Here is a 24,489-nt window from a genome sequence, read left to right as displayed (position 1 = left end):
CTAGCATCCGGCACCACATGAACACCGACCACCTCGACGAAGCGCGCCCCGCCCTGCACCGCCGACGCATCCTGCTGGCCGGCGGCGCGCTGCTGGCGGGCACTGTCGCCGCCGGGGCCGGATACGTCGTCACCCACTCCGACCACCCGATTGCCATGGCCGATTTCTCCGACCTTGCCCACGCGATGCGCACGCTCGAGCGCCTGCGCGAGACACCGCTGCACACCCGCTCGGGCTGGGACCTGCCCCAGGTGCTGCACCACGCCGCGCAGAGCGTCGAATACTCGCTCGACGGCTTTCCGCAGCCGAAGCCCGCCTGGTTTCGCGCCTCGCTGGGCACCGTGGCATTCGCGGTGTTCTCCGCGCGTGGCCGCATGAGCCATGGGCTCGAAGAGCCCATCCCCGGCGCACCGGCCATCGCTTCGGGCCAGCCGCTGAACGCCGCGGTGGACCACCTGATGACCGCGCTGAACCGCTTCGAGCGACACACCGCGACACTCGCACCGCACTTCGCGTACGGCGCACTGAGCAAGCCGGAGTACACCCGCGCCCATCTCATGCACCTGGCGAACCACTGGGAGCTGGTGGACGCCGGCTGACGCGCACCGCACACATCGCGCAGCAGCTGCCCATGCAACGGGCAACTGCTGCGCGGACCCTCGCTGCGCTCAGTGCGGCGTGTAGGTGATCTTCGTCGTGACGAAGGTCGTCGTCGTATCGCCGGTACGCGCGGCGAACCTGAGCAGCTGTCCGCGATAGGGCCCTTCGGCCGCGACCCAGTTGTCCTGGTACTCGGTGCGGTCCGATCCGTCGACCTGCCGGAAGCGGACGATCCCCGAGAACTTGCAGGCGTTGATCGCGCCCATGGGCGTTTCGAGAGCTTCCCGCCCGACGTAGGTGTTGGTGCCCGTGACGACCTGCTCGCCGCGGACCTCGCCGTTCGGCCCCTCCACGCTCTTGACCGTGTAGTTCATGTCGACCGTCTGGCCGGGCGACATCGTGGGCGTGACCACCGGCGGGTCGTTGTACGCATAGTCCTGCGATCCCGCGTCCTCGCCGCCATTGCGCACGCCGTACCTCACGATCTTGCCGTCGATGTAGTCCAGGTACTGCCTGTCGGTCGCGGCTCCGCCGGTGCCGTAGTACTGGGTGCGCAGCCGGCGCACGGGGTTCACGTCCCTGAAGGACTCGCGCCCGCGGGTGATCGTGACCGTGCGCAGCTTCACGGTGTCGTTGCCGTTGACGATGTCCTGCTCGAGCTCCACCGTGGTGCCTTCGCGCAGGTCGGCTTCGTTGAAGCACGCGGCGGAGGAGTTCTCCGGCGGAGGGGGCGGAGGAGGAGGCGGCGGTGGCGGGGGAGGCGGCGGGGGTGGAGGAATGAACCCGATGCCGCCTCCATCGCCACCGCCTCCGCCGCCACCTCCTCCACACGCGGCCAATGTCGCGACCGCGATCGCAGTCAGCAGGTGTTTCGCATTCATGATTCCATCCTCCATTCGTCCCGTTCGGTTCAGATAAGGCGCCCCGATGCCGTGGCGTTCTGCCTCGGCTTCTCTCTGGCGCGGGGGGACTGTGCGGGAGGCGGGTCGGGCGCAACTAGTGCACAAAGTCATGCATGCGCGGATGCCGGCGGCACCGCCGGGTATCCTCCCGAGCCATCGAAGACCCGACGGAGACAAGGCGGTGGACATCTACATGGAACAAGGCGGCGAAGGCCCCGACCTGCTTCTCATGCTGCACGGCATGGGCGCGACCGGCGCGGTGTGGTCGCCCCTGTGCGCAGACATGCGTGCCGGTGCCGGTACCCGATGGCAAGGCCGCTGGCTCGCGCCCGACCTGCCCGGCCACGGCCGCTCCGCCGCACAGGACTCCTATGCCATCGGCCAGCACGCAGCGAGCGTGGCGCGCGCGGTGCTGCCGCACATCCAGCCTGGGGGACGCCTCGTGGTGCTCGGGCATTCGCTCGGCGGCGTGATCGGTCTCGCGCTCGCCACCGGCTGGTTCGGCGTGGTGCCGCACCGCGTGTTCGCGGCCGGCATCAAGATCGCGTGGAGCGACGAGGAGCTTCGCCGCATGGAGACGCTGGCGCTCCAGCCCGCGAAGCTGTTCCCGACGGAAGCGGAAGCGCAGGAGCGCTACCTGAAGGTCTCGGGCCTCGCGGCGGTTGCCGGCGCAGCGGCATCGGTGGCCGCGCGAGGCGTCGCGCGCGACGGCGACGGCTGGCGCCTGGCGATGGACCCTCGCGCCAATGCGGTCGGCAAGCCGCCGCTGTCCGAGCTGATGACGCTGGCGCGCTGCCCCGTGCATCTCGGACGCGGAGGCAACGACGCGATGGTGACGCTGGAGCAGACCCGCTCGCTCGATCTCGAAGCAGTCGACCTCGGCCCGCACGGCCACAACGTGATGGTCGAGGCGCCCGCGCAGGTCCGCGACTGGATGGCCTCCTTCGCATGAGGCAGGCGGCTCGAAAGGCCGCTTCCTTTTCTCAGCGCACCACTTCGATCCTGCGGATCGGTATCGCCGCCTCGGCGGCACGCGCCCTCAGTTGGCCGCATCCGCCGTCGACGTCCTGCCCTGCCGAGTGGCGCAGCTTCGTCAGGATACCGCGCTCATGCAGCGTGCGGGCCATCTGCTCGCAGCGCTCCAGCGACGGGCGGCTGAAGTCCACGCCGTCCACCGCGTTGAAGGGAATCATGTTCAGCACGCCCCACTTGCCCGAGAGCAGTCGCACGATGCCGTCGATTTCGTCCTGCCCGTCGTTCACGCCCTCCAGCAGCGTCCACTGGTACTGGATGGGGTAGCCGCTGGCGCGCGCATAGCGTTCGCCCGCCTCGACCAGTTCTTCGGGCGTCATGCCGGGCGCGCGCGGAAGCAGCTTCCGGCGCAGCTCTGCCTTGGTGGTGTGCAGCGAGAGCGCCAGCGCGGGCCTCACGCGTTCCTGCATGAGCCGCTCGAACACGCGCGGATCGCCCACGGTGGAGAACACCAGGTTCTTGTGGCCGACATTGCCGACAGTGCCCAGCAGCTCGATCGCCTCCAGCACGTTGTCCATGTTGTGGGCCGGCTCGCCCATGCCCATGAACACCACCTTGCGCACCGGCCTGCGCATGCGCGCGAGCGCGACCTGCGCAATGATCTCGGCGCTTCCCACCTGCCGCAGCAGGCCGTCGCGACCCGTCATGCAGAACTGGCAGCCGACGGCGCAGCCCACCTGCGAGGAGACGCACAGGCCGTCGCGCGGCAGCAGCACGCTCTCCACCGTCTGGCCGTCCGCGAGGGCCACCAGCAGCCGCTCGGAGCCGTCGGCGCCGGGATGCGCCGCGACGACGCGCGCGAGCCCGGCCAGCTCCGCCTCGATGGACGGCAGTTCCTCCATCAGCGAGGCGGGAAAGAAGCTCGCGGGCAGCCGCCTGCCGCTGTTCCTGGGCAGCGCGTGGGACCACAGCCGCAGGATGCGCTGCTCGTGGCTGGGGCCGGCTCCGGCTTTTCGCAGCCGCTGTTTCAGTTCGTGGATTCGCATGTGCCGCCTGGGGCAGGAAAGCTCCCGCATGCGTGCGGGACGGTGATCGACTAGCGCCAGATTGTGCACGGCGCCGAGCGCCTCACTCCTGCGACTGCAGCCGCACGGCTTGCCGGCGGCTGTTGACGATCATGGCCGAGCCGGCAAGGCACAGCAACGCCAGCAGGGCCAGCGCGGTACTGGCGCCCCGGGTGAAGACCGCCACATCGGGGTCGGAAAGCCCCGCTCCGGCGCTTCCGAGAACCATGCGCTGCGATCCCGGCGCAAGCCGCGCGAGCGCCACGCTCAGCGCCAGCGCGGTTCCCACCATGATCCCGGTGTTCTGCAGCGTCGAGCGCACGCCGTTGGCGATGCCCCGCCGCCGGGGCTGCACGTTCTGCAGGATCGACGCGTTGTTCGGCGTCACGAAGCTGCCGATGCCGAGCCCGAGCACCCAGAGGCAGGCGGACAGCTGTGCCGCGCCGATCTCCGGCCGCAGCAGCGCGGCCAGCGCCGCGAGTGCGCATCCCGCGAGCAGCATTCCGCACACGCAGACGGATTCGGGGCTGAAGCGCCGGATCAGCATGCCCGCCACCGGCGCGGCCATCAGCATGCCGAATGCGACCGGCGCGACCCGCAGGCCAGCCTGCGACGGCTCCAGGCCCGCGCAGGCCTGCAGGTACAAGGCCACCAGCACCAGCGGAGCGGCCTGCGTCATCGACAGCAGCAGGATGCCCGCATACGCGGTGCGGCGCGCCGGATCGGCGAACAGCGACGGGTCGACCAGCGGGCTCGCCGATCGCAGCTGCAGCTTCGCGAACAGCGCCACGGCACAGAGCCCCGCGAGCATGAACGCCGACACCGGCGTGCTCGTCCATCCATGCGTTCCCGCCATCGAGAGCGCGTAGGTCACGCCGCCGATGCCGGCGAAGGACAGCACCGCGCCCGCGATGTCGAAGCGCTCGGCCCCTGCTCCCGGCGCCGCGCTCGCGGGCAGGACCTTCCACGACCATGCAAGCACGCAAAGCCCCAGCGGCACGTTGAGCATGAAGAGAACGCGCCAGCCCCACCACGACACGACGAAGCCGCCGGCCAGCGGGCCCACCACCTGGGCCAGCGCCGCGACCATCGCGAGGATGCCCAGCGCGAGCCCCATCCTGCGACGACCGAATGCGTCGCCCACCAGCGCGCTCGAATTGGCCATGACGCCCGCCGCGCCCACGGCCTGGCACACGCGCGCCGCCAGCATCAGCTCCGCGGTGGGAGCGAACGCGCAGGCCGCACAGGCGACGATGAAGAGCGAAAGCCCCGAGAGAAAAAGCCTGCGCCGCCCCCAGAGATCGGCCAGCCGCCCGAAGCTGAGGATGCAGACGGTGCTGACCAGCATGTAGGACAGCAGGATCCAGCTCGCCTGCGCAGGCGAGGCGTGCAGGCTGCGCGCCACCGCGGGCAGCGCGACATTGAGCGCGCTGAGATTGAGAAAGCACAGCAGCGCCCCCGCGCTGGCGGCGACGAGCACCGCCCAGCCCGCCCTGTCCGCATCGTCGGTCATCGCCTGCTCAGTCCTCGCTCTTGAACCCCGAGGCCTCGACGATGGGGCGCCAGTAGGCGCGGTCCTCGGCCATGATCCGCTTCACGTCCGCGCCGGGCAGCCCCGTGGGCTCCAGGCCCATGCGATCGACCTGCGCGCGCACCTGCGGGCTGCGCATCGCGGCGAGGAATGCCGACTCCAGCTTCGCGACCACGTCCTTCGGCGTGCCGGCCGGCACGAAGGCGGCGTAGGCGGCATTGGCGCGGTCGAAGGCGTCGTAGCCCGACTCCTTGATCGTCGGCACGTCGGGCAGCCAGCTCAGGCGCTTCGTGCCCGCGACACCCAGTATCCGCAGCTTGCCCGAGCGGTGCAGTTCGAGCTGGCTGGCCAGCGCGTCGGCGCCGAGCGGCACGTGCGAGCCGATGATGTCGGTCGCCAGCGGCGCGCCGCCCCTGTAGCTGACCGGCGCGAGCGGCACGCCGATGGCCTTGGACAGCTGCAGCACGCTGAAATGCAGCCCGCCGCCGAGATTGGTCATGCCCACGCTGCCCGCGGAAGGATTCTTCCGGACCCACGCGACGTACTCGGGGATCGTCCTGAACGGCTGGTTCGCGCCGGCCGAGACGACGCTGGGCACGTTCGCCAGGTGCGCGACGGGAATGAAGTCCTTGTCGACGTCGTAGTTCAACCGCGCATAGGTCATCGGAAAGAGCACGAAGGGCGGCGTGCCGCCGACCAGGATCGTCCGCCCGTCGGGCTTCGCCGCCTTGACCGTCTCGATGGAGATGCGGGTCGAGGCGCCGGGCCGGTTCTCCACCAGCACGGGCTCCTTCAGCGTGCTGCGCAGCTCCTCCGCCAGCGAGCGCGCGAGGCTGTCGAGGGCGCCGCCCGGCGGGAATCCGATGATCAGACGGATGGGCATGTTGTTGTCGGCATGCGCGGCCGCGCCGATCAGGGCGATCGACGCGCCGAGAAGAAGTGTCTTGAGGAACGAGGCCATGGTGGAGTACCTGCGGAGTTGGAAAAACGGACTCAGAAGGGCAGCACGGGCAGCGCGTTGGCCGGCCGGTGCGCGGCCTCGAAGGCGGCGGCGGCCTGCAGCAGCTGCTGGTCTTCGCGGAAACGGCCGACGAGCTGCATGCCGATGGGCAGCCCGTCGCTGCCCGCGCCGCACGGCAGGCTGATGGCGGGATGGCCCGTGAGGTTGAAGGGCATCGTCCACGGGAACCAGTTAGGTCGCAGCTCGGCGAAGGACTCTCCGTCGATCTCGATGCTGCCGAACAGGTCCTGGTCGATAGGCAGGGCCGTGCGCGAGAGCGTCGGCGTGAAGATGAAGTCGTGCGTCTCGAGCTGGGCCTGCACCGTGCGGAAGAGCGCGGTCCTCGCGAACATGGCCTGCTGGAAGGCGACGCCGTCGACATGCTCGGCGAGCGCGAGCTGCTTCAGCAGCGACGGGCTCAGCTGGTCGGCATGCGCGGCCGCCAGCGGCGCGAAGCGTCCGCGCCAGCTGGTGTGGTTGATGACCCGCCACACGGGCTCGACGTCGTAGCCCTCGCCCGACATCTGCTCCAGCTCAGCGCCCATCGAGTGCAGCGTTTCGAGCGCGGCCTCGAAGGCGGCGGCGACGTCGGCGGAAACCGGCCGCCCCTTCGGCGTCGCGCAGTACAGGACCCGCTTGCCGCGCAGGTCCCCGCCGGGCCGAAGCGCGTCGAAGTACGGCTGTGCGGGCACGCCGAGCGACCACGGATCGCTGCCGTGGGCACCGGTCATCGCCTGCAGCATGAGCGCCGTGTCGGCCACGTCGCGCGTGGTGGGCGTCACGTAGGTGTAGTTGCCGAAGGCGTCCTGCACCTGGCTGTGGGGAACCACGCCCAGGCTCTGCTTGAGGCCGACCACGCCGTTGCAGGCGGCGGGAATGCGGGTGGAGCCGCCGCCGTCGGTGGCGATGGCCAGCGGCGCCACGCCCGCCGCGATGGACGCCGCGGCGCCGCCGCTGGAGCCGCCGCTGGTGCGCGTCGAGTCCCATGCGTTGCGCGTGCTGCCGAAGAGCGGCGCGTCGGTCAGGCACTTGGCACCGAATTCCGACGAGGTCGTCTTGCCGATGAGGATGGCGCCCGCCCGCCGCATGCGAGCGACGGCCACCGCATCGCGTTCGGGAACATGGTCGCGATGCAGCATGGAGCCGTAGGTCGTCCGCACGTCCTGCGTGTCGACGATGTCCTTCACCGTGAACGGCAGGCCGTGCAGCAACCCCGACGCCTCGCCCTTCATGAGCGCCGCTTCCGCGCTCCTGGCCTGCTCCATCGCCTGCTCGTGGCAGAGGGTAACGAAGCAGTTCAGCAGCGGCTGCACCGCGTCGGCCCTGCGCAGCACCTCGCCGACGACCTCCACCGGCGAGAGCTTGCGCTGCGCGACGAGGGTGCGCAGCGTTGCGGCGGACATCTCGCAGATTTCTGACTTCGGCAGCGCGGGGAACGAGTGGCGGGACGGAGAAAACTTTTGCATGCGCAAATGATTGATTCGCCGCATTCGCGAGTCCAATACTGTTTTCTCGAAAAGGCATATGGGCAGCGTATGGCTACACCGGACTTCAGAACGCTCCGCTACTTCGTGGCGGTCGCCGAGGAACGCAGCGTGGGCAAGGCGGCGCGGCGGCTCAACATGGCGCAGCCGCCGCTGTCGGTCCATATCAGGAACCTGGAGGAGTCGGTGGGCACGCCGCTGTTTCGCAGGACGGCGCGGGGCATGGAGATCACCGACGCGGGCAACGCTCTCTTCAGGCGCGCCAAGGAGGCGCTGCTGCTCGCCAACGAGGGATTCGACGCCGCCCGCGCCATCGGCTCGGGCAGCAGGGGCAGGCTCACGGTCGGGACCATGATCGCCCTCTCCTACCTGGTGCTGCCCCGCCTGGAGAACGCGCTTCGCGCGAAGTTGCCGGACGTGGAGATCCAGTACGTGGAGCTGAATGCCGTCAACAACGTCCCGGCGCTGATCGAGTCGGAGGTGTCGGTGGCGATCTGCATTCCGCCGATCGCGCAGCCGGGCATCGCGGTGGAGCGCATCGGCACCCAGCCGCTGATGCTGGCCGTGCGCACGGACTCGGCCCTTGCCCGCATGGCCAGCGTTCCGCTGGACCGGCTCGAGGGCGTGCCGCTCATCGGCCTGCCGGTGCCGGAGGGCGACGTGGACAAATCGGTCGTCGCCTCGCTGCTGCGGCGGCACGACGTCAGCATGCCGGTCGCGCAGCGGGTCGAGACCATGGTGTCGGCGCTGGCGCTGGTGCTCGCTGGCAGGGGCGTGGCGATCCTTCCCGCGTGCGCGCGCATCGGCCGGCCTCCGGGCGTGGTGTTCAGGCCCCTGCGCAACGCCAACGCGAAGATGGACGTCGCGGCCTGCTGGCGCAGCGACTGGGAAAGCCCGCTGATCGAACCTTTCCTGGCCTGCGCGCGCGCATCGCTGCGGCAGGCGGGCTGACGAAGGCCGGCGGCCTCAGCTCACCTGGCGGGAGCGGCCAGCAGCGTCTCGATCCAGGCGGGCGGAATCGCGCCCGGCACACGGGTGCCGTCGTCGAAGATCAGCGTCGGCGTTCCTTCGACCTTGTAGCGGCGGCCGAGCTCGATGCCGCGTTGCAGGCCGGTGGTGTCGCAGCCCTGCGCCGCGCCGGCGGGCGGGGTGCCGCTCTCGATCCAGTCGGACCAGGTCTTCTGCCTGTCTCTGCTGCACCAGACGCCGCGCGCCTTGGCGAGCGAATCGTCGCCGAGCACGGGGTACAGGAACATGTAGACCGTCACGTTGCCGATGGCCTTGAGGTCCTTGTCGATGCGCTTGCAGTGGCCGCAGTTCGGATCGGAGAAGACGGCCAGCCTGCGCTTGCCGCTGCCGTGCACGATCCTGATCGCGTCGTTCAGGGGGAGCTTGTCGAAGACGAAGCCGTCGATCTTCTTGAAGCGCCCTTCCGGCGAGCTGCTCTTGCCCTGGGCATGGCTGGCGCCTGCGAATGCGAGTGCTCCCAGGGCACAAGCCGTCAGCAAGGTACGGCGCGTGGAATTCATATTCTCCATGTCGATCGGGGGAAATGGTTTGTCGAGGACGTTCAATGCACTGCGGCGCCCGACTCTTCGGCAACGCGCGCAGGCCACAGCGCGAGGCCGCCCGAGAGACTCCATGCCTGCGCATGGCCGAGGCGACGAAGCGCCTTGGCGGCCTGCGCGCTGCGATTGCCGCTTCGACAGTAGAACAGCACCGGGGTCGCGGTCGGCAGCGCCAGCCACGCGGGCAACGCATTGAGCAGCCCCGACAGCGGAACGGCTTCGCAATGCGCGTCGGCGCCGAAGGGAAGCGATTCGCTCAGGCGCTGCTCGTAGGGCTCGCGCACGTCCACCAGCAGCAGGCCCGGGTTTTCGCGCAGCAGCCGCCGCGCCTCGGCGGCGCTCATCTCGTGGCCCGTGCCGGCGCAGCCGGTGTCGACGCGTGCGCCGCATGCCAGGGTCTGGTACTCGGTCAGCGCGAGGCCTTCTTCGAGTTCGGCCTTCGCCGCCGCGAAGTGTTGCGCGTCGATGCCGCCGGCGAGCACCTGCGCGAGCAGCGGCTGGGCGGCGCATTCGCGGACCAGGGTGCTCGCGAAGCGGTCGTCGTAGTCGTGCGCCGGAAGCAGCAGCGTGCGCGGGCCCGCTGCCTGCTGCAGCTTCTTCAGCGAGGAGCCGAATGCCAGCGGCGCGCTCTGCGCGAAGTCGCTCCGGCCCAATGCGCCGGGCATCACGGTGTCGCCCACGAAAGCCAGGCGGATGTTCATCTGCGCATCGTGCAACAGGTAGGCGGTGGAGTCGGCGGTGTGCCCGGGGGTCGCGAGCCGGGTCAGCATCTGCGCCCCGAGGCAGATCGCATCGATGCCCAGCGGCCAGCCGAGCGCATCGAACCCGCCCTGCGCCAGGAGCCGCGCGGGAAGCGCCGCGCGCAGCTCGCCGCCCGAGGAGACGTGATCGCCGTGGCTGTGCGTGTCGAGCGCGGCGACCAGTGTGTATTCCTGGCAGCGAAGCAGCTGCGAGATGCGCCCGGTCAGCTCGGGCAGCGGGTCGATGACGACGCAACGCCGGCTGTCGGCGTCGGCCACGAGGTAGCAACACGCACCGCCCACCACGAACCGGGTCAGGCCGTCGAGCGCGTTGCCCGGGCGCGGCGCTTCTTCCGAGGTACTTAGGCAACTGGCGCGCAGCGAAGCGCCGCAGGAGCCGATGCGCGCGCAGGCTTCGTCGATGAAGGCCGGGTCGCTGGCCGGGCCGAACGACAGGCGCACGGCCGATGCCGCCTGCCAGGCGGGCAGCCCCATCGCCTCCAGCACATGGCTCGGCAGCGCCTTGGCCGCGCCGCAGGCCGAGCCCCCGCTCACCCGCACGTCGGCTGCGTCGAACAGGTCCTGCAGCAGCTTGGAATCAAGGCCGGGCACCGAGAAATTGAGGGTCGTCGGCAGGCTCAGCTCGAAGGGTGCGTTGAACACCACGCCGGGGAACGCGCTCTTCAGCGCGGCGGCGATGCGTTCGCGGTACGCCTCCAGCGTGCGCCTGCCCATGAAGGTCTGGCCGTCCTCGAGCGCCTCCAGCACGGTGCCGAGCGCGGCAATGCCGGACATGTTCTCGGTTCCGGAGCGCAGCGCGCCTTCCTGGCCGCCGCCCGCCATCAGCGGAGTGAACGGCGCGCCTTCGCGCACGTAGAGCATGCCGATGCCCTTGGGGGCGTAGAGCTTGTGGCCCGAGAACGGCGCGTAGTCGATGCGGTGGGCCGCGAGCCGCAGTTCGAGCTTGCCCAGCGCCTGCACGCTGTCCACCATCCACAGGGCCGGGCTGCCGGCCAATGCCTGCTCGATGCCGTCGAGGTCGCTGATGACGCCGGTTTCGTTGTTGGCGGCCATGGTGCAGACCAGGCCGGCCCGGCCGGCATGCGCGCGCAGCCATTGCAGGTCGTGGCGGCCGTCGCGGCCGACCGGGATGGGCAGCACGCGCAGGTCCAGGCCCAGCAGCCTGTTCCAGTGCCTGATCGCCTCCGGCACCGCCTTGTGCTCGGTCGCGCCGTACAGGATGCAGTCGACGTCCGTGCGGCCGCGCAGGGAGCTCAGCGCCGACAGCACGGCCGTCTGGATGCCTTCGGTGGCGCCGCTCAAGAAGAGCAGGCCCCCCGAGGGAGCGCCGAGCAGGCGGCGCGCGCGGGCGCGCACCGAATCCATCAGCGCGCGCGCCTTCAGCCCGGTGCTGTGGACGCTGCTGGGATTGCCGAAGTCGTCGGCCATGGCTGCGAGTGCCGCGGCCCGCGCGCGGGGCAGCACGGGCGTGGTGGCGTTGGCGTCGAGGTAGATGTCCATTGAGGTGATTCCAGCGAAAGGGGTTGCAGGGCGGGTGCCGCGCTCCTGAAGGAGTCTGCCGGCCGGGCACGGGAAGCGGCTTGCCTTTTGCGCTGTCGATATCTATAAGATTGGAATTCAATGCTCTTTTTTGAATAGTTCGTGAAACTGGATTCCATAGACATCAGGATTCTTGATCTCCTGCAGCGAGACGCCGAGCTGCAGGTGGCCCAGATCGCCGAGCAGGTCGGCCTCTCCGCCACGCCGTGCTGGCGGCGCATCCAGCGCCTGAAGGAGGCCGGAGTCATCACGCGCTCGGTGGCCCTGCTCGATCCGCGCAAGGTCAATGTGGCGGTGACGGTGTTCGTGTCGGTGCGCACCAGCACGCACTCGCAGGAATGGTTCGACCGCTTCACGGCCACGGTGCATGCCATTCCGGAAGTGGTGGAGTTCTATCGGATGAGCGGCGACGTCGACTACCTGTTGCGCGTGGTGGTGCCCGACATCGCGGCCTACGACGCGGTCTACAAGCGCCTCATCACGGGAACGAACCTGCACGACGTCAGCTCGAGCTTCGCCATGCAGGAACTGAAGCAGACCACGGCCCTGCCGCTGAGCTACGTGTAGAAGACCCCCGGTCGGGTCAGAACAGGCTGCCCTGCCCCGCCGCGCCCGGCGGACGGAACGCCGACACATCGAGCGGAATGCGCTCGCGGTTGTAGCCCAGGCGGCTGGTCGCCTTCTGGAAGCGCTGGTGGATCAGGTCTGCCCACAGGCCGGAGCCCTTCATGCGCGTGGCGAAGTCGGCGTCGTAGTCCTTGCCGCCGCGCATCTCGTGGATGCGCGCCATGATGCGGTCGGCGCGCTGCGGGTAGTGCAGCGCGAGCCATTCCTTGAAGAGCGGCGCCACCTCCCACGGCAGCCGCACCACCGTGTAGAAGGCGCTGCGCGCGCCGGCCTCCCACGCGGCCTCGAGCACCTGCTCCATGTCTTCGGTCACGAAGGGAATCTGCGGCGCCACGCTCACGCCGACCGGCACGCCGGCTTCGGTGAGCGTGCGGATGGTGCGCAGCCGACGATGCGGCGCGGCTGCGCGCGGCTCCAGCTTGCGGGCGAGCTCGCCGTCGAGCGTGGTCACGGTCACGTACACGGCCGCGAGGTGCTCGGCCGCCATGGGCGCGATCACGTCCAGGTCGCGCTCGATGGCGCTCGACTTGGTGACCAGCGCGAACGGATGCCGCGCTTCCCGCAGCAGCTCGATGACCGAGCGCGTGAGGCGCAGTTCGCGCTCGATGGGCTGGTAGCAGTCGGTGGCGGTGCCGATGGCGATGTAGCTCGGCCGGTAGCTCCTGCGCCCGAGCTCGGTGCGCAGTACCTCGGCGATGTTGCGCTTGGCGATCAGCTTGGTCTCGAAGTCGAGCCCCGGCGACAGGTTGAGATAGCTGTGCGTGGGCCGCGCGAAGCAGTAGATGCAGCCGTGCTCGCAGCCGCGGTACGGATTGAGCGAGCGGTCGAAGGAGATGTCGGGCGACTCGTTCTCGTTGAGCACCGACTTCACGTCCTCGAAGCGCACTTCGGTGGCGAGGGGCTGCAGCTCTTCCGCCTCGGCCACGCCCTCCTCGAGCGTGCCCCAGCCGTCGTCGAAGGCATTGCGCTCGTCCTTCGAGAAACGGTGCGCGATGTGCGTGGCCGCGCCGCGGCCCTTGATGGCATGGATGGGGATGCGGGCGGCTGGCATGGCGGCGACTCCTTCGCAACTCGATTTACTGTTTATTCATACAGTATTCCATCGATTCACCATCGTCGCCAGTTTTTCAATTTCTCTATTGACAGAAATTTCGTAAATCCTAAACTCGGCGCCATGGAACTCACCGACATCCAACGCAAGTTCGTCCTGCACTGGGGCGAAATGGGCTCGCTGTGGGGCGTGAACCGCACCGTCTCGCAGATCCACGCCCTGCTCTTCGCATACGGCAAGCCCATGAACGCCGAAGAGCTGTGCGACACGCTCGGCGTGGCCCGCTCCAACATCAGCAACAGCCTGAAGGAGCTGCAGGCCTGGAACCTCGTGCGCATCACCCACACGCTGGGCGACCGGCGCGACTACTTCGAGACCAGCGTCGACGTGTGGGAGCTGTTCCGCACCGTGGTGCGCGAGCGCAAGGAGCGCGAGTTCGATCCCACCGTGCGCGTGCTGCGCGAGCTGGTCTCCAGCCCCGAATTCCAGAAGGAGCCGGCCGATGCGCAGGACCGCATCCGCTCCACCATGGAGCTCATGGAAAAGCTCGCCACCTGGGCCGACGAAATGCTGCGGCTTTCGCCCGGCACGCTCGACAAGGTGATGACGCTGGGCGCGAGCGTGCAGCGCTTCGTGCGCGGCGATTCGGCCCAGCCGGGCAAGGGCGGCAAGGGCGACGACCCCGATGCGCACCACGCCAGCCTTCCCATGATCTGAGCCGGTCTCTTTTTTTGCCCAATCATTTCTGTTTCAACAGAAATATCGAGAACAAAAAACATCATGAGCAACACCAGCACCCCCGCCTACCCTCTCACCGTCTATTTCGACGCAAGCTGCGCGATCTGCTCGGCCGAGATGGGCAGCCTCAAGGCGCGCGACAAGGCTGGCCGGCTTCAGATGATCGACTGCTCCCCGGCCGCGTTCAACGGCGGCCCGGCGCCGCGCGAGGCGCTGATGGCGGCCATCCACGTGTCGGACGCCGAAGGCCGCGTGCACGTCGGCGTGCCAGCCATCCGCATCTGCCGCTCGGCGGTGGGGCTTTCCAGCGGCAGCTTCCTGCTCGACCTGCCGGTCGTCGCTCCGCTGGCCGACCGCGCCTATGCGCTGCTGGCGCGCAACCGCTACCGCATTCCACGCTGGCTGGCCACGAGGCTCGCCGGGCGCGTCGCGCGTTCATGCGACGACAACTGCCGCATCTGACCTGAAAAGAAACCCGACGAACAACCACACGAGGGAACAGAGCCATGCCCACCGTCTTCCAGCCCGACTTCCGCATGCCGGGCGAAACACCGGCCCGCCCGCGCACCGACCATGCCGGCCTCCCCATCACGCCCGGCGACACGCAGGACTACTTCACCGAGGTCGCGACCGACTACAGCGCCTGGAGCCCCAGCTACAACATGCACTTCGGCTTCTGGCGCGCGGGCCTGAACCCGCTGCGGCGCGAAGGCATGCTGGTGGAGATGAACCGCATGGTCGGCCGCGCGCTGCGCCTCGGCGACGCGCCCCAGGGCAACGACACGCGCCGCTGCGTGATCGACATGGGCTGCGGCGCCGGGGCCACTGCGCGCACGCTGGTCGGCGACGACGCATCGCTCTACGCCGTCACCGTGACCAACGTCGCCGTGCAGAACCGCATCGCCGCGAAGCTCGATGCCGCCGCCGGCGTGGCCGACCGCATGGCGCACATCGAAGCCGACTACACCCGCACCGGCCTGCCCGCCGCGCAGGCCGATGGCGCGTGGGCCGTGGAAAGCGCCTGCTATGCCGGCGGCACCGACAAGGCCGACTTCGTTCGCGAAGCCGCCCGGCTGCTGAAGCCCGGCGCGCGGCTGGCGGTGGTCGACGGCTTCCTGCTGCGGCGCCAGCCCGGCCGCCTCGCAGGCTGGCTGCACCGCCTGTGGGCCGACAGCTGGGCCGTGCCCACGCTGGCCGTGCGCGACGATTTCGTCGCGGCGCTGCAGGCACATGGCTTCGAAGACGTGGAAGTGAAGTCGCTGCGCTGGCGCGTCGCGCCCAGCGCGCTGCACATCCCCGTGCTCGCAACCCGCTTCACGCTGGCCGAACTCTGGAAGGCGCGCGGCAGGCTCAGCCCGTGGCGGCGCAAGCACATCGTGGCCAGCTACTGCGCACTGGCGCTGGGCATGTTCTGGCGCGACTTCGACTACTGCATGGTCACCGCGACGCGCCGTTGCGACTGAACAGGCAGGCCCCGAAAACGACACAACGAGGAGAAGAAGAGGTTCCCGCATGCAAAACGACTCCCAAGAAGGCAGGCTTTCCGAACTCACCCCCATCGAACCACCCAAGCCCGTTCGCGGCATGCCCTTCGGCTGGTTCTGGCCGATGGCGTCCGGCGCCGCGATTGCGCTCGTGCTGCGCATCGTCTTCAGCAGCGCCCCCGGCAATCCCTACTCGGCCATGCTGGGCTCCTTCGTCTATTTCGTGCCCGCGGTGTGCGGCGCGGTCACGGTCTACATGGCCGAGCGCATCGAACGGCGCAGCTGGGGCTACTACATCTGGGCGCCGTGGGTGGCGACTTCGCTCTTCGTCGGCGGCACGCTGCTGGTGTTCATCGAAGGCCTGATCTGCGCCATCGTCATCGTGCCGCTGTTCGCCACCATGGGCAGCGTCGGTGGGCTCGCGATGGGCATCGTGTGCCGCATCACCAACTGGCCGAAGCAAGCCGTCTACAGCTTCGCGATGCTGCCGCTGGTGCTGGGCGCCATCGAGCCCCAGCTGCCCAACCCCGACCGCTACTCCGACACCTCGCGCACGCTCTTCATCGCCGCGCCGCCCGAGCGCGTGTGGCACGAGCTCAACGCCGCGTACGACATCCGCCCCGAGGAGGTCGGCGACGCCTGGGCCTATCGCATCGGCGTGCCGATGCCGGTGTCGGGCGTGACGGTCGACACCCCCGAGGGCCGCGTGCGCCAGGTGCAGTGGCAGAAGAACGTGCACTTCGAGGAGGTCATCACCGAGTGGCAGCCCAACCGCCTGCTGAAGTGGCGCTTTCGCTTCTCGCCCGACTCCTTCCCTGCCGGCGCGCTCGACGACCACGTGATGATCGGCGGCCAGTACTTCGACCTGCGCGACGCCACCTACACGCTGACGCCGCGCGACGGCGGCACCGAGCTGCGCGTGGCCGTTTCGTGGCGCATGAGCACCAGCTTCAACTGGTATGCCGACCGTGTCATGCATCTCATGCTGGCGGACGCCTCGCAGAACATCCTGCGCTTCTACAAGGCACGCGCCGAAGCCACGGCAACCGCGGCGGCCCGATGACGATGCAGCCCGTCTTCCAGCAGGCGCTCGGCTCCGACTGGGAAAGGCTCGGCGACGTCATCCGCCGCCACTACACGATGCGGCCGTTCTCCGACGACCACGTCTGCGTGCGCGGCACCATGAGCGAGGTCTGGCACGCCCCTTGGGCCGCGCTGCTGATGCCCTTCGGCCGGCTGTTCGGCGCGCTCGTGCCGCACCAGGGCAAGGAGGTTCCGATCGAAGTGCACTACCGCTGCCGTCCCGACAACGCCACGCTCTACTGGGATCGCGTCTTTCATTTCCCGGGCAGGCCGCCCTTTCATTTCCGCTCGCACATGGAGCTTGCGGAAGGCCATGCCGGCGAGGTGATCGAATACGTGCGCTTCGGCATCGGCATGCGCCTGGCAGTGAGCGCGGAAGAAGGCGCGGTGGTGTTCCGCGACCGTGGCTATGTCTGGCGCATCGCGGGGCTGCGCATTCCGCTGCCGCTGGGCCTCTTCATGGGCACGGCCTACGTGGAGGAGCGCCCCGACCCGGCCGATGCCGACCGCTTCACCATGAAAATGCTGCTGCGTCACCGCCTGTTCGGTGACGTGTTCCGCTACAGCGGGTGCTTTCACCTCGGCCCACGAACAGGATCACAATGAGCGCACCATGCCGCGCCGACCAGAAAACCTCTACGCCCAGTACCACGCCCACGTCTATTTCGGGCCCGACACGATCGCGCAGGCCCGCGCCCTCTGCGAACGCGCAGGCCACGAACTGATGGTGGTGGTCGGCCGGGTGCACGAGCGGCTGGTGGGCCCGCATCCGCACTGGAGCTGCCAGCTCGCCTTCGACGCCGCCGAGTTCGACCAGGTCATCGGCTGGCTCGAAGCCAACCGCGACGGGCTCGACGTATTCGTGCACGGCGTGACCGGCGACGACCTCGCCGACCACACGACGCACGCCATGTGGCTGGGCGAGGAAAGCGAACTCGACCTGCGGATGTTCCGCCGCTAGACCGTTTCCTCCTCCTGGCCGGCGCCGTGCACCTTGAAGAAGGTGGCGCCTTCCACCTTCTGCCCGATGGCTTGCTCGTAGGCCGCGCGCACATCCTCCGGCTGCCCGGCCTGTCCGAAGAAGTCCTTCAGATACGGCCCCAGCAGCGGATGCGCCGCCAGCTCCTTGCGCGGCAGGCCGTTGATCATTTCGTCGCGACACGCCGAGGGCAGGAACACGTCACGGTTCTTCTCCGGGTCGCGGATCAGCCCCTTCGGCTCGTGCGCCGGGTCGGCCTGCATCGCCTCCAGTTCCTCGAAGAAGCGACGGCGCATCATCACGATGCCCTTGTCGCTCTGGCCCAGCTTCTCGCGCGTGCGGTCGGTGATGGCGCCCTGCCCCACCCACACCACGAAGTCCTGGTTGGCGACGTGGCTGGTGATCCAGCGGCCGGTCACCGGGTCCTTGATCGGTCCGTACCACGAGGGAATGCGCTCCTGCACGTAGGGCTCCTGCTCGTTGGGCACGCGGCTCAGCACCCACAGCACGCTCAGCGTGTTGTGGTCGTCGATGGGCACGCGCCATTCGAAGTGATGGCCAAGGAAGAAGCCGTTGGGCCACAGCGTGACGCGGCCGGTGGTCCACATCACGTTGTCCTCGCGCTCGCCGCCGCGCAGGCGCTTGTAGACGAAGCCGTGCTCGAATTCCTCGAAGGCCAGCTTCAGGTGCGTGGGCACGTAGGGCCCTTCGTCGCCCTGCAGGCGCGTGGTCCAGTTGTTGTGGGTCCACTCGAAGTGCACAGGGTCGATGGAGTTCTCCTGGCACTGGAACCAGTTGCACGGGATCTCGGCGAACACCGCCTGCGCGAAGCCGTTCGCGCAGTTGAAGAGTTCCCAGTCGGGCAGGAGCGGCGCGGGCTGCGGCCCCATGTAGGCCCACAGCAGGCCGGCCTTCTCCTGCACCGGGTAGGCCTTGATCTTCGTGTTCCTGCGCATGCGCGCGCCGGGGTCCAGTGTTTCCTCGAAGGGCTGGTGCACGCACTGGCCGCTCTGGTCGTATTGCCAGCCGTGGTAGCTGCAGCGCAGGCCGCACTGCTCGACGTAGCCGTACGACATGTCGGCGTTGCGGTGCGGGCAGCGGCGGTCGACCAGGCCGTAGTTGCCGCTCAGGTCCTTGTAGAGCACAAGGTCCTCGCCCAGGATGCGCAGCGGCTTCACCGCCTTGTCGTCGAACTCGCTCGCGCCCGCGATCGGGTGCCAGTAGCGGCGCAGGTAATCGCCCATCGGCTTGCCGGGGCCCACTTCGGTCAGCAGGCGGTTCTTTTCTTCGCTCAACATGCGGAGTCTCCTTGTTCCTTGTCGCTTGTCTTCTTCAGTCGGCGCGGATGCCGAACTCGCGCACCAGCCTGCCGAAGCGCTGGTCGTCGTCCGATATCTGCTGCGCCAGCACCGAGGGCGCGCCGCCCACGGGTTCGATGCCGAGCGCGGCCATCTTTGCCTGCACGTCGGGCATCTTCAGGATCTCGTTGAAATGCCTGTTGAGCGCCTGCACCACATCGGGCGGCATCGCCTTCGGGCCGAGCAGGCCCATCCACGCGCTCACGTCCACGTCCTTGAAGCCCAGCTCGATGAAGGTGGGCACTTCGGGCATCAGCTTCGTGCGCTGGCGCTCCGCGACGCCGAGCGGCACCAGCTTGCCCGCGGCGATGTGGCTTGCCACCGCGCCCGGCGTGATCCAGCCCACGCCGACGTGGCCGCCCAGCACGTCGTTGACCACCGGCGCCACGCCGCGGTACGGCGCGTGCGTGGCCGCGATGCCCGCGTCCTTGTTGAAGAGCTCGCCCGCGATGTGCATCGGCGAACCCGCGCCCGGCGTGCCGTAGCTCAGCGCCTTGCCGGCCTTGGCTCCGGCCACGAGCTGCGCGACGCTGCGGATGCCCGTCACCGGCGCGGTCACCAGCAGCAGCGGGATGTTGCCGGTCTTGACGATGGGGGTGAAGTCCTTCACCACGTCGTGCGCCACGCCGGGGCCGGCCTTCAGAACGTGCTGCGCGATGGGAAAGGTGCTGGGCGTGAAGAGCAGCGTGTAGCCGTCGGCCGGTGCCTTCGCGACCCAGACGTTGCCGATCATTCCGCTCGCGCCGGGCCGGTTGTCGATCAGCACCGGCTGGCCGATGCGCTGCGACAGCTTCTCGGCATAGGTGCGCGCGATGGCGTCGGTGTCGCCGCCGGCCGGGTAGGCCACGACGATGGTGATCGGCTTCGATGGCCAGGACTGCGCCATGGCCGCGGTGACGGCGCATAGCGAAAGAACGGCTGCTGCAGCGGCACGGGCCGCGTTTCGCGGGTGAAACAACATGCTCTTTTCCTTCTCGATGGGACGACGTTGGTGTCGTCCGCACTGTAGGAACGGGGCTGCGAAGCCAGAAGATATAGTTTCACGCAGTGAACCTTTTTCCGGAGACCGGCATGTCGGACACCACAGGCGCACAGAGCGTGAAATCCATCGACGCATTGCGCCGCGGGCTCGACGTGATGCTGGCCATCCAGCGCTCCTCGGCCGTCACGCTGCAGGAGCTGCACCGGCAGACCGGCCTGTCGAAGGCGACGCTGCTGCGCATCCTCAAGACGCTGCAGCAGGCGGGCTGGGCAGAGCGCAGCGAGCACGACCGGCGCTACGTGCCCACCTCTGCCACCGGGCAGTCGGGGCCGGCGGCGGCGTGGCGCACGCGGCTGTCGGCATTGGCTGCGCCCGCGCGCGCCACGCTGCAGCGCGTGGTGCCGTGGCCCATCGACCTGGGCGTGCGCGACGGCACGGCCATGCTCATCCTCGACACCGACAGGCCGCGCAACGGACTGGCCGTCAACTACCGCGCGCTGGGCTTTCGTCCGCCGATGCTGCTGTCCTCGCTGGGGCGCTGCTATCTCTCGTTCTGCCCGGAAGACGAGCGCCGCGAGATCCTCGCCGCGCTGGCGCGCTCGCCCAACGACTTCGACCGCAGCGCGCGGCGCCCCGAGAACATCCGCCGCATGGTGGCGCATGCGCGCGACCTCGGCTACGTGACGCGCGACCCGACCTCGACCAGCATGGATTCGCCCGACCGCTTCGGCGCGATCTCGGTGCCGCTGCGCCAGGGCGAGCGGGTGGTGGGCTGCCTCAGCTGCGCCTGGCTGCCGGCGGTGAAGAACGAACGCGAGATCGTGTCGGCCCACCTGGGCGACCTGCAGCAGGCCGCGCAGAACATCGAGCGCAAGCTGGCGCAGGCGGGGTTGGAGCCGCCTCCGGCAAGCTCATGAAGCGCGCGGCTCAGAACTCCGCGTCGAGCTCGTCGATCTCGTCGGGCTCCTGCTTGGCGGCCGCCACCCATTCCTTCATGGCCGGCAGCTCCATCACGCGCTTGCAGTAGGCGGCGCACACGGCATCGAGCGCCACGTCGTAGCTCAGGAAGCGCGTAACCACCGGGGCGTACATGGCGTCCGCCATGCCCGGCTGCTTGCCGAAGAGAAAAGGGCCGCCATAGGCCTTCAGGCATTCGCGCCAGATCGCGACGATGCGGTCGATGTCCGCCTGCGCGCGCGACCAAACCTTGAAGTTCTTGAAATGGGCCTTGATGTTCATCGGCAGCGCGCCGCGCATCGAGGCGAAACCCGAATGCATCTCGCCGCAGATGGCGCGGCAATGGGCGCGGGCGGCGATGTCGTCGGGCAGCAGGCCGGCCTTGGGCTTGATCTCGTTGAGGTATTCGCCGATGGCCAGGGTGTCCCACACCTTCACGCTGCCGTGCTGCAGCGAGGGCACGAGCATCGACGAGGACAGCAGCAGCATCTCGGCCTTCATGGCCGGATCGTCGGGCGGAATGACCTTCTCGCTGAAGTCCAGCCCCGCCAGCCTGCACATCAGCCAGCCGCGCAGCGCCCACGCACCGTAGTTCTTGCTGCTGATGGTGAGAACGGGTTTGGCCATCTCGGAGCTCTCCTTGGGCGTTGCGCCTTTGCCCTTGCCGCGTGCAAGCCCCATGCCATGCAGCTGGCCCGCAACTTGCCTGCACGGGGCTCATGCTGTACCGGGCCTACCAGAACCAAGCCGACCTGCTCTCCCCGGCGCGGCTCGCGGCGCAGTACCTGGCCAAGGCGCTCTGGAAGGAAGGCACCGAGCGCACCATGATGCGGCGCATGGCGGCCCAGTTCGAGGTGTTCTCGCGCATGCGGCTGACCCACACCCGGCCCGACTACGGCATCCACAGCGTGGTGTCCGACGGCTCGGAGGTGGCCGTGCACGAGGAGAAGACCCTCGTCTCGCCCTTCGGCACCCTGCTGCACTTCCGCAAGAACACCGATGCGGTGCACCCGCCCGTGCTGCTGGCCGCACCGTTGTCGGGCCATTTCTCCACGCTGCTGCGCGAAACGGTGCGCACGCTGCTGCGCGACCACGACGTGTACCTGACCGACTGGCACAACGCGCGCGACGTGCCCCTGTGGCACGGTGGTTTCGGCCTCGACGACTACACGCTGCAGCTCGTCCGCTTCCTGGAGGCCGTGGGCCCGGGCGTGCACATGGTGGCCGTATGCCAGCCCTGCGTGGCCGCGCTGGCCGCCACCGCGCTGATGGCCGAGGACGACAACCCCGCCACGCCGCGCAGCCTGACGCTGATGGCGGGCCCGGTCGACTGCCGCATCAACCCGACCGCCGTCAACAAGCTCGCCACCGACCGCCCCATCGACTGGTTCCGGCGCAACCTCATCAGCCACGTGCCCTGGCCTCACGCCGGCATGATGCGGCGCGTGTACCCGGGCTTCCTGCAGCTCTCGGCCTTCATGAGCATGAACCCCGAGCGGCACAAGAAGCAGTTCGAGGACATGTACAGCCATCTGGTCGAGGGCGACATCGAGAAGGCTCGCACCATCGGTACCTTCTACGACGAGTACCTGGCCGTGAACGATCTGCCGGCCGAGTTCTACCTGGAGACGGTGGAGCGCGTGTTCCAGACCTACGACCTGCCGCTGGGCAGGCTCACCGTGGGCGAGCGCACCGTGAACCCCGCCGCCATCCGCCGCACCGCGCTGCTCACGGTGGAAGGCGAGCGCGACGACATCTGCTCCGTGGGCCAGACAGTGGCGGCGCAGGACCTCTGCACGGGCATCCGGCCCTACATGAAGGCGCATCACCTGCAGGCCGGCGTAGGGCACTACGGCGTGTTCAGCGGCAGCAAGTGGAATGCGCAGATCTACCCGCGCGTGCGCGAAACCATTCATGCCGCAGCCGAGCTGAACGGCTGAGGGGCGACTTCCAATCTGGCAAAGGCCGTGAGGCCATTGTTTGCCCTTGCGCGCGAGGCTTCCTACACTCGGCCGCCATGCAACGCCAGCCCGTCATCCGCAGCACGCCGCGCGCAGTCTTCACTGCGCGGACGGCCGCAGGGTCGCACCAGACCCTCGCAGATCTCTGAGCCCGGCGGTCAGCCTCCCTCCCTCTTCTTCAGCACCTTTCATCGACCGCCGGGCCCAAGCCCCGCGCGGTAGCGCGCCCGCACGGGCGCGCCGCGCTATCCCCAGCTGAACCCCTTGCCCACCGCCAGCCGCTTCGCCAAGGCCGGCGGCCGGCTTTGCCATGCGGAAAGAGCACTGACGATGAACAACATCCAATCGATCCTGGCGGTGACGGACCTGTCGGCGCGCGGCCTGCGCACTGTGGTGCGCGCGGCCTCCATCGCGGCGGCGCACGGCGCGCTGCTGAAGATCATGTACGCGCCCGCGGCGTTCGCGGGCCCCGCGAATGCCGATGCGGCAGGCGGCCTGGGCGCCGTGTGCCTCGAGGTGGTCGAGCGCTTCGGCATCCTGGTCAAGAAGATCGACGACACGCACGGGCTGCTCGAAGACGCCGCGCGCGAGGCACGCTGGTGCGACCTCGTGGTGATCGGCGACGAGCCCGACCGTTCGCTCGCGGCCTTCTTCCGGGGCCAGCCCGCCGAACGGCTGCTGCGGGCGGCGCAACGGCCCGTGCTGGTGACGCGGCTGCACGCACAGGCCGCCGGCTACGCGCGCATCCTCGTCGCCATCGACCTCGTCGAGGAATCGCGTGCCCTGGTCGATCTGGCCTGCGACTTCGACGGCCAGGCCGACATCGAGCTGTTCCATGCCTTCACGCCCATGCACGAAGGCAAGCTTCGCTACGCGGACGTGTCGGCGCACGTGATAGACGCCTACCGCCACGCCTGCGCCCGCCAGGCGCGCGAGCGCATGCTGTGGCTCTCGGACGCATCGAGCGCGCGCCGCAACCGCGTGGTGTCGTCGATCGGTCGCGGCGATCCGGCGCGACAGGCCGCCGTCCAGCAGCAGTACACCGGGGCCGACCTGCTGGTGGTCGGCAAGCGCAGGCGCTCGGCGTTGACGGACTTCCTGCTCGGCAGCGTGGCGCTGCGCGTGCTGCGATGGTCCACGGGCGACGTGCTCGTGGTGCCGCATGGCGTGCAGGCGCGGCACTCCGCGGCACTGGTGCAAAGGGGCACGGCATGACGTCGCTGACGCTGCCATTTCCGTTTCTTCCCCTGCTGCCGTGCTGGCGCTTCAGGCCGGCCGAACTGCGCATCGACGTCGATCCGGGCAGGGCCAGTCCCGAGGACACGCTCCTGCCCGTACACCAACGCATGCGCGCCATGCACGACCGCCTGCAGGAAATGCCGGGCCTCGGGCTCGGCGCCCCCGACCTGCGCGCACGTTTTCGCGAGGCCGACGGCGAGCTCTACGTCTACATCGAGGACCTGCGCCGCGACATGCTCGTCGGCTACACCGTGTTCAACCGGCTGATCGAGCTGAGCCGCAGGGCCGACCGCCACATCCGCGCGCCGCATTCGCAATACCACCCGGCCTGGCAGCGGCACGGGCTCGCCTCCGCCGTCTATCGCTGGGCACTGGACCGGGGTACCTGCCTCATGAGCGGCGCCCGGCAGTCTCCGGGCGCGCATGCACTCTGGCAGCGCCTGTCGCGCCACTACGAGGCCGGCTTCGCCGACCTGCGATGCAAGCAGCTGAACTATCTGGGCCGCGAGGTCGGTGGCGCCACGCTCGACTCGCTGCACACGCGCATGTTTCTGCTCGGCGAAGGCTGGACGCTGGAGCGCTTCCGCTGCGAAACACAGATGGGTTAGA

The 24,489-nt window shown here is 69.0% G+C and carries 25 protein-coding genes; 14 read left to right on the top strand and 11 right to left on the bottom strand.

Annotation, left to right across the window (positions count from 1 at the left end; all coding sequences use genetic code 11):
- Positions 1-17 precede the first annotated feature (17 nt).
- A complete protein-coding gene (locus tag BMY35_RS35735) occupies positions 18-599 on the top strand; it encodes a DUF1569 domain-containing protein (protein WP_093209618.1) in 582 nt (193 codons plus the stop codon).
- Between the two features lie 69 nt (positions 600-668).
- Here BMY35_RS35735 and BMY35_RS35730 read toward each other — a convergent pair whose 3' ends face one another.
- Positions 669-1,481, bottom strand: a complete 813-nt coding sequence (locus BMY35_RS35730; RefSeq protein WP_177213791.1) for a hypothetical protein — start codon at positions 1,479-1,481, stop codon at positions 669-671.
- 202 nt (positions 1,482-1,683) lie between these two features.
- Between BMY35_RS35730 and BMY35_RS35725 the strand changes: the two genes are divergently transcribed.
- Entirely contained in the window at positions 1,684-2,454 is a 771-nt protein-coding gene (locus BMY35_RS35725; RefSeq protein WP_256230559.1) for an alpha/beta fold hydrolase, read from the top strand.
- A gap of 31 nt (positions 2,455-2,485) precedes the next feature.
- On the opposite strand, the gene BMY35_RS35720 is transcribed toward BMY35_RS35725, so the two are convergent.
- The 4 genes from BMY35_RS35720 to BMY35_RS35705 form a co-directional block, all read right to left on the bottom strand.
- Entirely contained in the window at positions 2,486-3,520 is a 1,035-nt protein-coding gene (locus BMY35_RS35720; protein ID WP_093209614.1) for an RNA methyltransferase, read from the bottom strand.
- 82 nt (positions 3,521-3,602) lie between these two features.
- The gene (locus tag BMY35_RS35715) at positions 3,603-5,051 is read right to left on the bottom strand and encodes an MFS transporter (protein ID WP_093209612.1); all 1,449 of its coding nucleotides are present in this window, start codon (positions 5,049-5,051) and stop codon (positions 3,603-3,605) included.
- A 7-nt stretch (positions 5,052-5,058) separates the two neighbouring features.
- A complete protein-coding gene (locus tag BMY35_RS35710) occupies positions 5,059-6,030 on the bottom strand; it encodes a Bug family tripartite tricarboxylate transporter substrate binding protein (protein ID WP_093209611.1) in 972 nt (323 codons plus the stop codon).
- A gap of 32 nt (positions 6,031-6,062) precedes the next feature.
- On the bottom strand, positions 6,063-7,472 hold the full coding sequence (locus tag BMY35_RS35705; RefSeq protein WP_256230556.1) for an amidase: 1,410 nt from the start codon (positions 7,470-7,472) through the stop codon (positions 6,063-6,065).
- Between the two features lie 132 nt (positions 7,473-7,604).
- Here BMY35_RS35705 and BMY35_RS35700 point away from each other — a divergent pair, with 132 nt between their 5' ends.
- Positions 7,605-8,504, top strand: coding sequence for a LysR family transcriptional regulator (locus BMY35_RS35700; protein WP_093209608.1), 900 nt, complete (start codon positions 7,605-7,607; stop codon positions 8,502-8,504).
- Between the two features lie 20 nt (positions 8,505-8,524).
- On the opposite strand, the gene BMY35_RS35695 is transcribed toward BMY35_RS35700, so the two are convergent.
- Both BMY35_RS35695 and BMY35_RS35690 read right to left on the bottom strand, forming a co-directional pair.
- Positions 8,525-9,082: a DsbC family protein gene (locus tag BMY35_RS35695; RefSeq protein ID WP_093209606.1), complete on the bottom strand. Its 558-nt coding sequence runs from the start codon at positions 9,080-9,082 to the stop codon at positions 8,525-8,527.
- Positions 9,083-9,123: 41 nt separating this feature from the next.
- Positions 9,124-11,382 (bottom strand): aminotransferase class V-fold PLP-dependent enzyme, encoded by a 2,259-nt coding sequence (locus tag BMY35_RS35690; RefSeq protein ID WP_093209605.1) that lies wholly within the window; start codon positions 11,380-11,382, stop codon positions 9,124-9,126.
- A gap of 147 nt (positions 11,383-11,529) precedes the next feature.
- Here BMY35_RS35690 and BMY35_RS35685 point away from each other — a divergent pair, with 147 nt between their 5' ends.
- The gene (locus BMY35_RS35685; protein WP_093209687.1) at positions 11,530-11,988 is read left to right on the top strand and encodes an Lrp/AsnC family transcriptional regulator; all 459 of its coding nucleotides are present in this window, start codon (positions 11,530-11,532) and stop codon (positions 11,986-11,988) included.
- A 16-nt stretch (positions 11,989-12,004) separates the two neighbouring features.
- Here the strand turns inward: BMY35_RS35685 and BMY35_RS35680 are convergent, their stop codons facing one another.
- Positions 12,005-13,099, bottom strand: coding sequence for a PA0069 family radical SAM protein (locus BMY35_RS35680; RefSeq protein WP_093209603.1), 1,095 nt, complete (start codon positions 13,097-13,099; stop codon positions 12,005-12,007).
- Between the two features lie 123 nt (positions 13,100-13,222).
- On the opposite strand from BMY35_RS35680, the gene BMY35_RS35675 reads away from it, so the two are divergent.
- From BMY35_RS35675 to BMY35_RS35650, 6 genes are all read left to right on the top strand, one after another.
- Complete coding sequence (locus tag BMY35_RS35675) at positions 13,223-13,816, top strand: GbsR/MarR family transcriptional regulator (protein ID WP_093209602.1); 594 nt, start codon at positions 13,223-13,225, stop codon at positions 13,814-13,816.
- Between the two features lie 63 nt (positions 13,817-13,879).
- On the top strand, positions 13,880-14,299 hold the full coding sequence (locus tag BMY35_RS35670) for a thiol-disulfide oxidoreductase DCC family protein (protein ID WP_093209600.1): 420 nt from the start codon (positions 13,880-13,882) through the stop codon (positions 14,297-14,299).
- A gap of 44 nt (positions 14,300-14,343) precedes the next feature.
- Complete coding sequence (locus tag BMY35_RS35665) at positions 14,344-15,300, top strand: SAM-dependent methyltransferase (RefSeq protein ID WP_093209599.1); 957 nt, start codon at positions 14,344-14,346, stop codon at positions 15,298-15,300.
- A 49-nt stretch (positions 15,301-15,349) separates the two neighbouring features.
- The gene (locus tag BMY35_RS35660) at positions 15,350-16,384 is read left to right on the top strand and encodes an SRPBCC family protein (protein ID WP_093209597.1); all 1,035 of its coding nucleotides are present in this window, start codon (positions 15,350-15,352) and stop codon (positions 16,382-16,384) included.
- Positions 16,381-17,010, top strand: coding sequence for a DUF4166 domain-containing protein (locus BMY35_RS35655; protein WP_093209596.1), 630 nt, complete (start codon positions 16,381-16,383; stop codon positions 17,008-17,010). Before BMY35_RS35660 ends, BMY35_RS35655 begins: the two co-directional genes overlap by 4 nt.
- Positions 17,011-17,017: 7 nt before the next feature.
- Positions 17,018-17,365, top strand: a complete 348-nt coding sequence (locus BMY35_RS35650) for a DOPA 4,5-dioxygenase family protein (RefSeq protein ID WP_093209594.1) — start codon at positions 17,018-17,020, stop codon at positions 17,363-17,365.
- Here BMY35_RS35650 and BMY35_RS35645 read toward each other — a convergent pair.
- Together BMY35_RS35645 and BMY35_RS35640 are read right to left on the bottom strand one after the other, a co-directional pair.
- Positions 17,362-18,681: an aromatic ring-hydroxylating oxygenase subunit alpha gene (locus BMY35_RS35645; RefSeq protein ID WP_093209592.1), complete on the bottom strand. Its 1,320-nt coding sequence runs from the start codon at positions 18,679-18,681 to the stop codon at positions 17,362-17,364. The genes BMY35_RS35650 and BMY35_RS35645 overlap by 4 nt on opposite strands.
- 34 nt (positions 18,682-18,715) lie before the next feature.
- On the bottom strand, positions 18,716-19,702 hold the full coding sequence (locus BMY35_RS35640) for a Bug family tripartite tricarboxylate transporter substrate binding protein (protein ID WP_093209591.1): 987 nt from the start codon (positions 19,700-19,702) through the stop codon (positions 18,716-18,718).
- Between the two features lie 110 nt (positions 19,703-19,812).
- On the opposite strand from BMY35_RS35640, the gene BMY35_RS35635 reads away from it, so the two are divergent.
- On the top strand, positions 19,813-20,640 hold the full coding sequence (locus BMY35_RS35635) for a helix-turn-helix domain-containing protein (RefSeq protein ID WP_093209589.1): 828 nt from the start codon (positions 19,813-19,815) through the stop codon (positions 20,638-20,640).
- Positions 20,641-20,650: 10 nt separating this feature from the next.
- Here BMY35_RS35635 and BMY35_RS35630 read toward each other — a convergent pair whose 3' ends face one another.
- Entirely contained in the window at positions 20,651-21,307 is a 657-nt protein-coding gene (locus BMY35_RS35630) for a glutathione S-transferase (protein ID WP_093209685.1), read from the bottom strand.
- 92 nt (positions 21,308-21,399) lie between these two features.
- Between BMY35_RS35630 and BMY35_RS35625 the strand changes: the two genes are divergently transcribed.
- From BMY35_RS35625 to BMY35_RS35615, 3 genes are all read left to right on the top strand, one after another.
- The gene (locus tag BMY35_RS35625; RefSeq protein ID WP_093209588.1) at positions 21,400-22,620 is read left to right on the top strand and encodes a polyhydroxyalkanoate depolymerase; all 1,221 of its coding nucleotides are present in this window, start codon (positions 21,400-21,402) and stop codon (positions 22,618-22,620) included.
- 351 nt (positions 22,621-22,971) lie between these two features.
- Positions 22,972-23,856, top strand: a complete 885-nt coding sequence (locus BMY35_RS35620; RefSeq protein ID WP_093209586.1) for a universal stress protein — start codon at positions 22,972-22,974, stop codon at positions 23,854-23,856.
- A complete protein-coding gene (locus BMY35_RS35615) occupies positions 23,853-24,488 on the top strand; it encodes an N-acetyltransferase (RefSeq protein WP_093209584.1) in 636 nt (211 codons plus the stop codon). The genes BMY35_RS35620 and BMY35_RS35615 overlap by 4 nt, the downstream gene beginning before the upstream one ends.
- Position 24,489 lies beyond the last annotated feature (1 nt).

It is taken from the genome of Variovorax sp. YR750, assembly GCF_900109805.1.
GTDB lineage: Bacteria > Pseudomonadota > Gammaproteobacteria > Burkholderiales > Burkholderiaceae_C > Variovorax > Variovorax gossypii.
This window is presented reverse-complemented; position numbering and strand designations above follow the sequence as displayed.

Excerpts from the sequence above, each read along its gene's own strand:
- BMY35_RS35735 (WP_093209618.1), top strand. The coding sequence starts at position 18 with ATGAACACCGACCACCTCGACGAAGCGCGCCCCGCCCTGCACCGCCGA.
- BMY35_RS35730 (WP_177213791.1), bottom strand. The coding sequence starts at position 1,481 with ATGAATGCGAAACACCTGCTGACTGCGATCGCGGTCGCGACATTGGCC.
- BMY35_RS35720 (WP_093209614.1), bottom strand. The coding sequence starts at position 3,520 with ATGCGAATCCACGAACTGAAACAGCGGCTGCGAAAAGCCGGAGCCGGC.
- BMY35_RS35715 (WP_093209612.1), bottom strand. The coding sequence starts at position 5,051 with ATGACCGACGATGCGGACAGGGCGGGCTGGGCGGTGCTCGTCGCCGCC.
- BMY35_RS35710 (WP_093209611.1), bottom strand. The coding sequence starts at position 6,030 with ATGGCCTCGTTCCTCAAGACACTTCTTCTCGGCGCGTCGATCGCCCTG.
- BMY35_RS35705 (WP_256230556.1), bottom strand. The coding sequence starts at position 7,472 with ATGTCCGCCGCAACGCTGCGCACCCTCGTCGCGCAGCGCAAGCTCTCG.
- BMY35_RS35700 (WP_093209608.1), top strand. The coding sequence starts at position 7,605 with ATGGCTACACCGGACTTCAGAACGCTCCGCTACTTCGTGGCGGTCGCC.
- BMY35_RS35695 (WP_093209606.1), bottom strand. The coding sequence starts at position 9,082 with ATGAATTCCACGCGCCGTACCTTGCTGACGGCTTGTGCCCTGGGAGCA.
- BMY35_RS35690 (WP_093209605.1), bottom strand. The coding sequence starts at position 11,382 with ATGGACATCTACCTCGACGCCAACGCCACCACGCCCGTGCTGCCCCGC.
- BMY35_RS35680 (WP_093209603.1), bottom strand. The coding sequence starts at position 13,099 with ATGCCAGCCGCCCGCATCCCCATCCATGCCATCAAGGGCCGCGGCGCG.
- BMY35_RS35675 (WP_093209602.1), top strand. The coding sequence starts at position 13,223 with ATGGAACTCACCGACATCCAACGCAAGTTCGTCCTGCACTGGGGCGAA.
- BMY35_RS35670 (WP_093209600.1), top strand. The coding sequence starts at position 13,880 with ATGAGCAACACCAGCACCCCCGCCTACCCTCTCACCGTCTATTTCGAC.
- BMY35_RS35665 (WP_093209599.1), top strand. The coding sequence starts at position 14,344 with ATGCCCACCGTCTTCCAGCCCGACTTCCGCATGCCGGGCGAAACACCG.
- BMY35_RS35660 (WP_093209597.1), top strand. The coding sequence starts at position 15,350 with ATGCAAAACGACTCCCAAGAAGGCAGGCTTTCCGAACTCACCCCCATC.
- BMY35_RS35655 (WP_093209596.1), top strand. The coding sequence starts at position 16,381 with ATGACGATGCAGCCCGTCTTCCAGCAGGCGCTCGGCTCCGACTGGGAA.
- BMY35_RS35650 (WP_093209594.1), top strand. The coding sequence starts at position 17,018 with ATGCCGCGCCGACCAGAAAACCTCTACGCCCAGTACCACGCCCACGTC.
- BMY35_RS35645 (WP_093209592.1), bottom strand. The coding sequence starts at position 18,681 with ATGTTGAGCGAAGAAAAGAACCGCCTGCTGACCGAAGTGGGCCCCGGC.
- BMY35_RS35640 (WP_093209591.1), bottom strand. The coding sequence starts at position 19,702 with ATGTTGTTTCACCCGCGAAACGCGGCCCGTGCCGCTGCAGCAGCCGTT.
- BMY35_RS35635 (WP_093209589.1), top strand. The coding sequence starts at position 19,813 with ATGTCGGACACCACAGGCGCACAGAGCGTGAAATCCATCGACGCATTG.
- BMY35_RS35630 (WP_093209685.1), bottom strand. The coding sequence starts at position 21,307 with ATGGCCAAACCCGTTCTCACCATCAGCAGCAAGAACTACGGTGCGTGG.
- BMY35_RS35625 (WP_093209588.1), top strand. The coding sequence starts at position 21,400 with ATGCTGTACCGGGCCTACCAGAACCAAGCCGACCTGCTCTCCCCGGCG.
- BMY35_RS35620 (WP_093209586.1), top strand. The coding sequence starts at position 22,972 with ATGAACAACATCCAATCGATCCTGGCGGTGACGGACCTGTCGGCGCGC.
- BMY35_RS35615 (WP_093209584.1), top strand. The coding sequence starts at position 23,853 with ATGACGTCGCTGACGCTGCCATTTCCGTTTCTTCCCCTGCTGCCGTGC.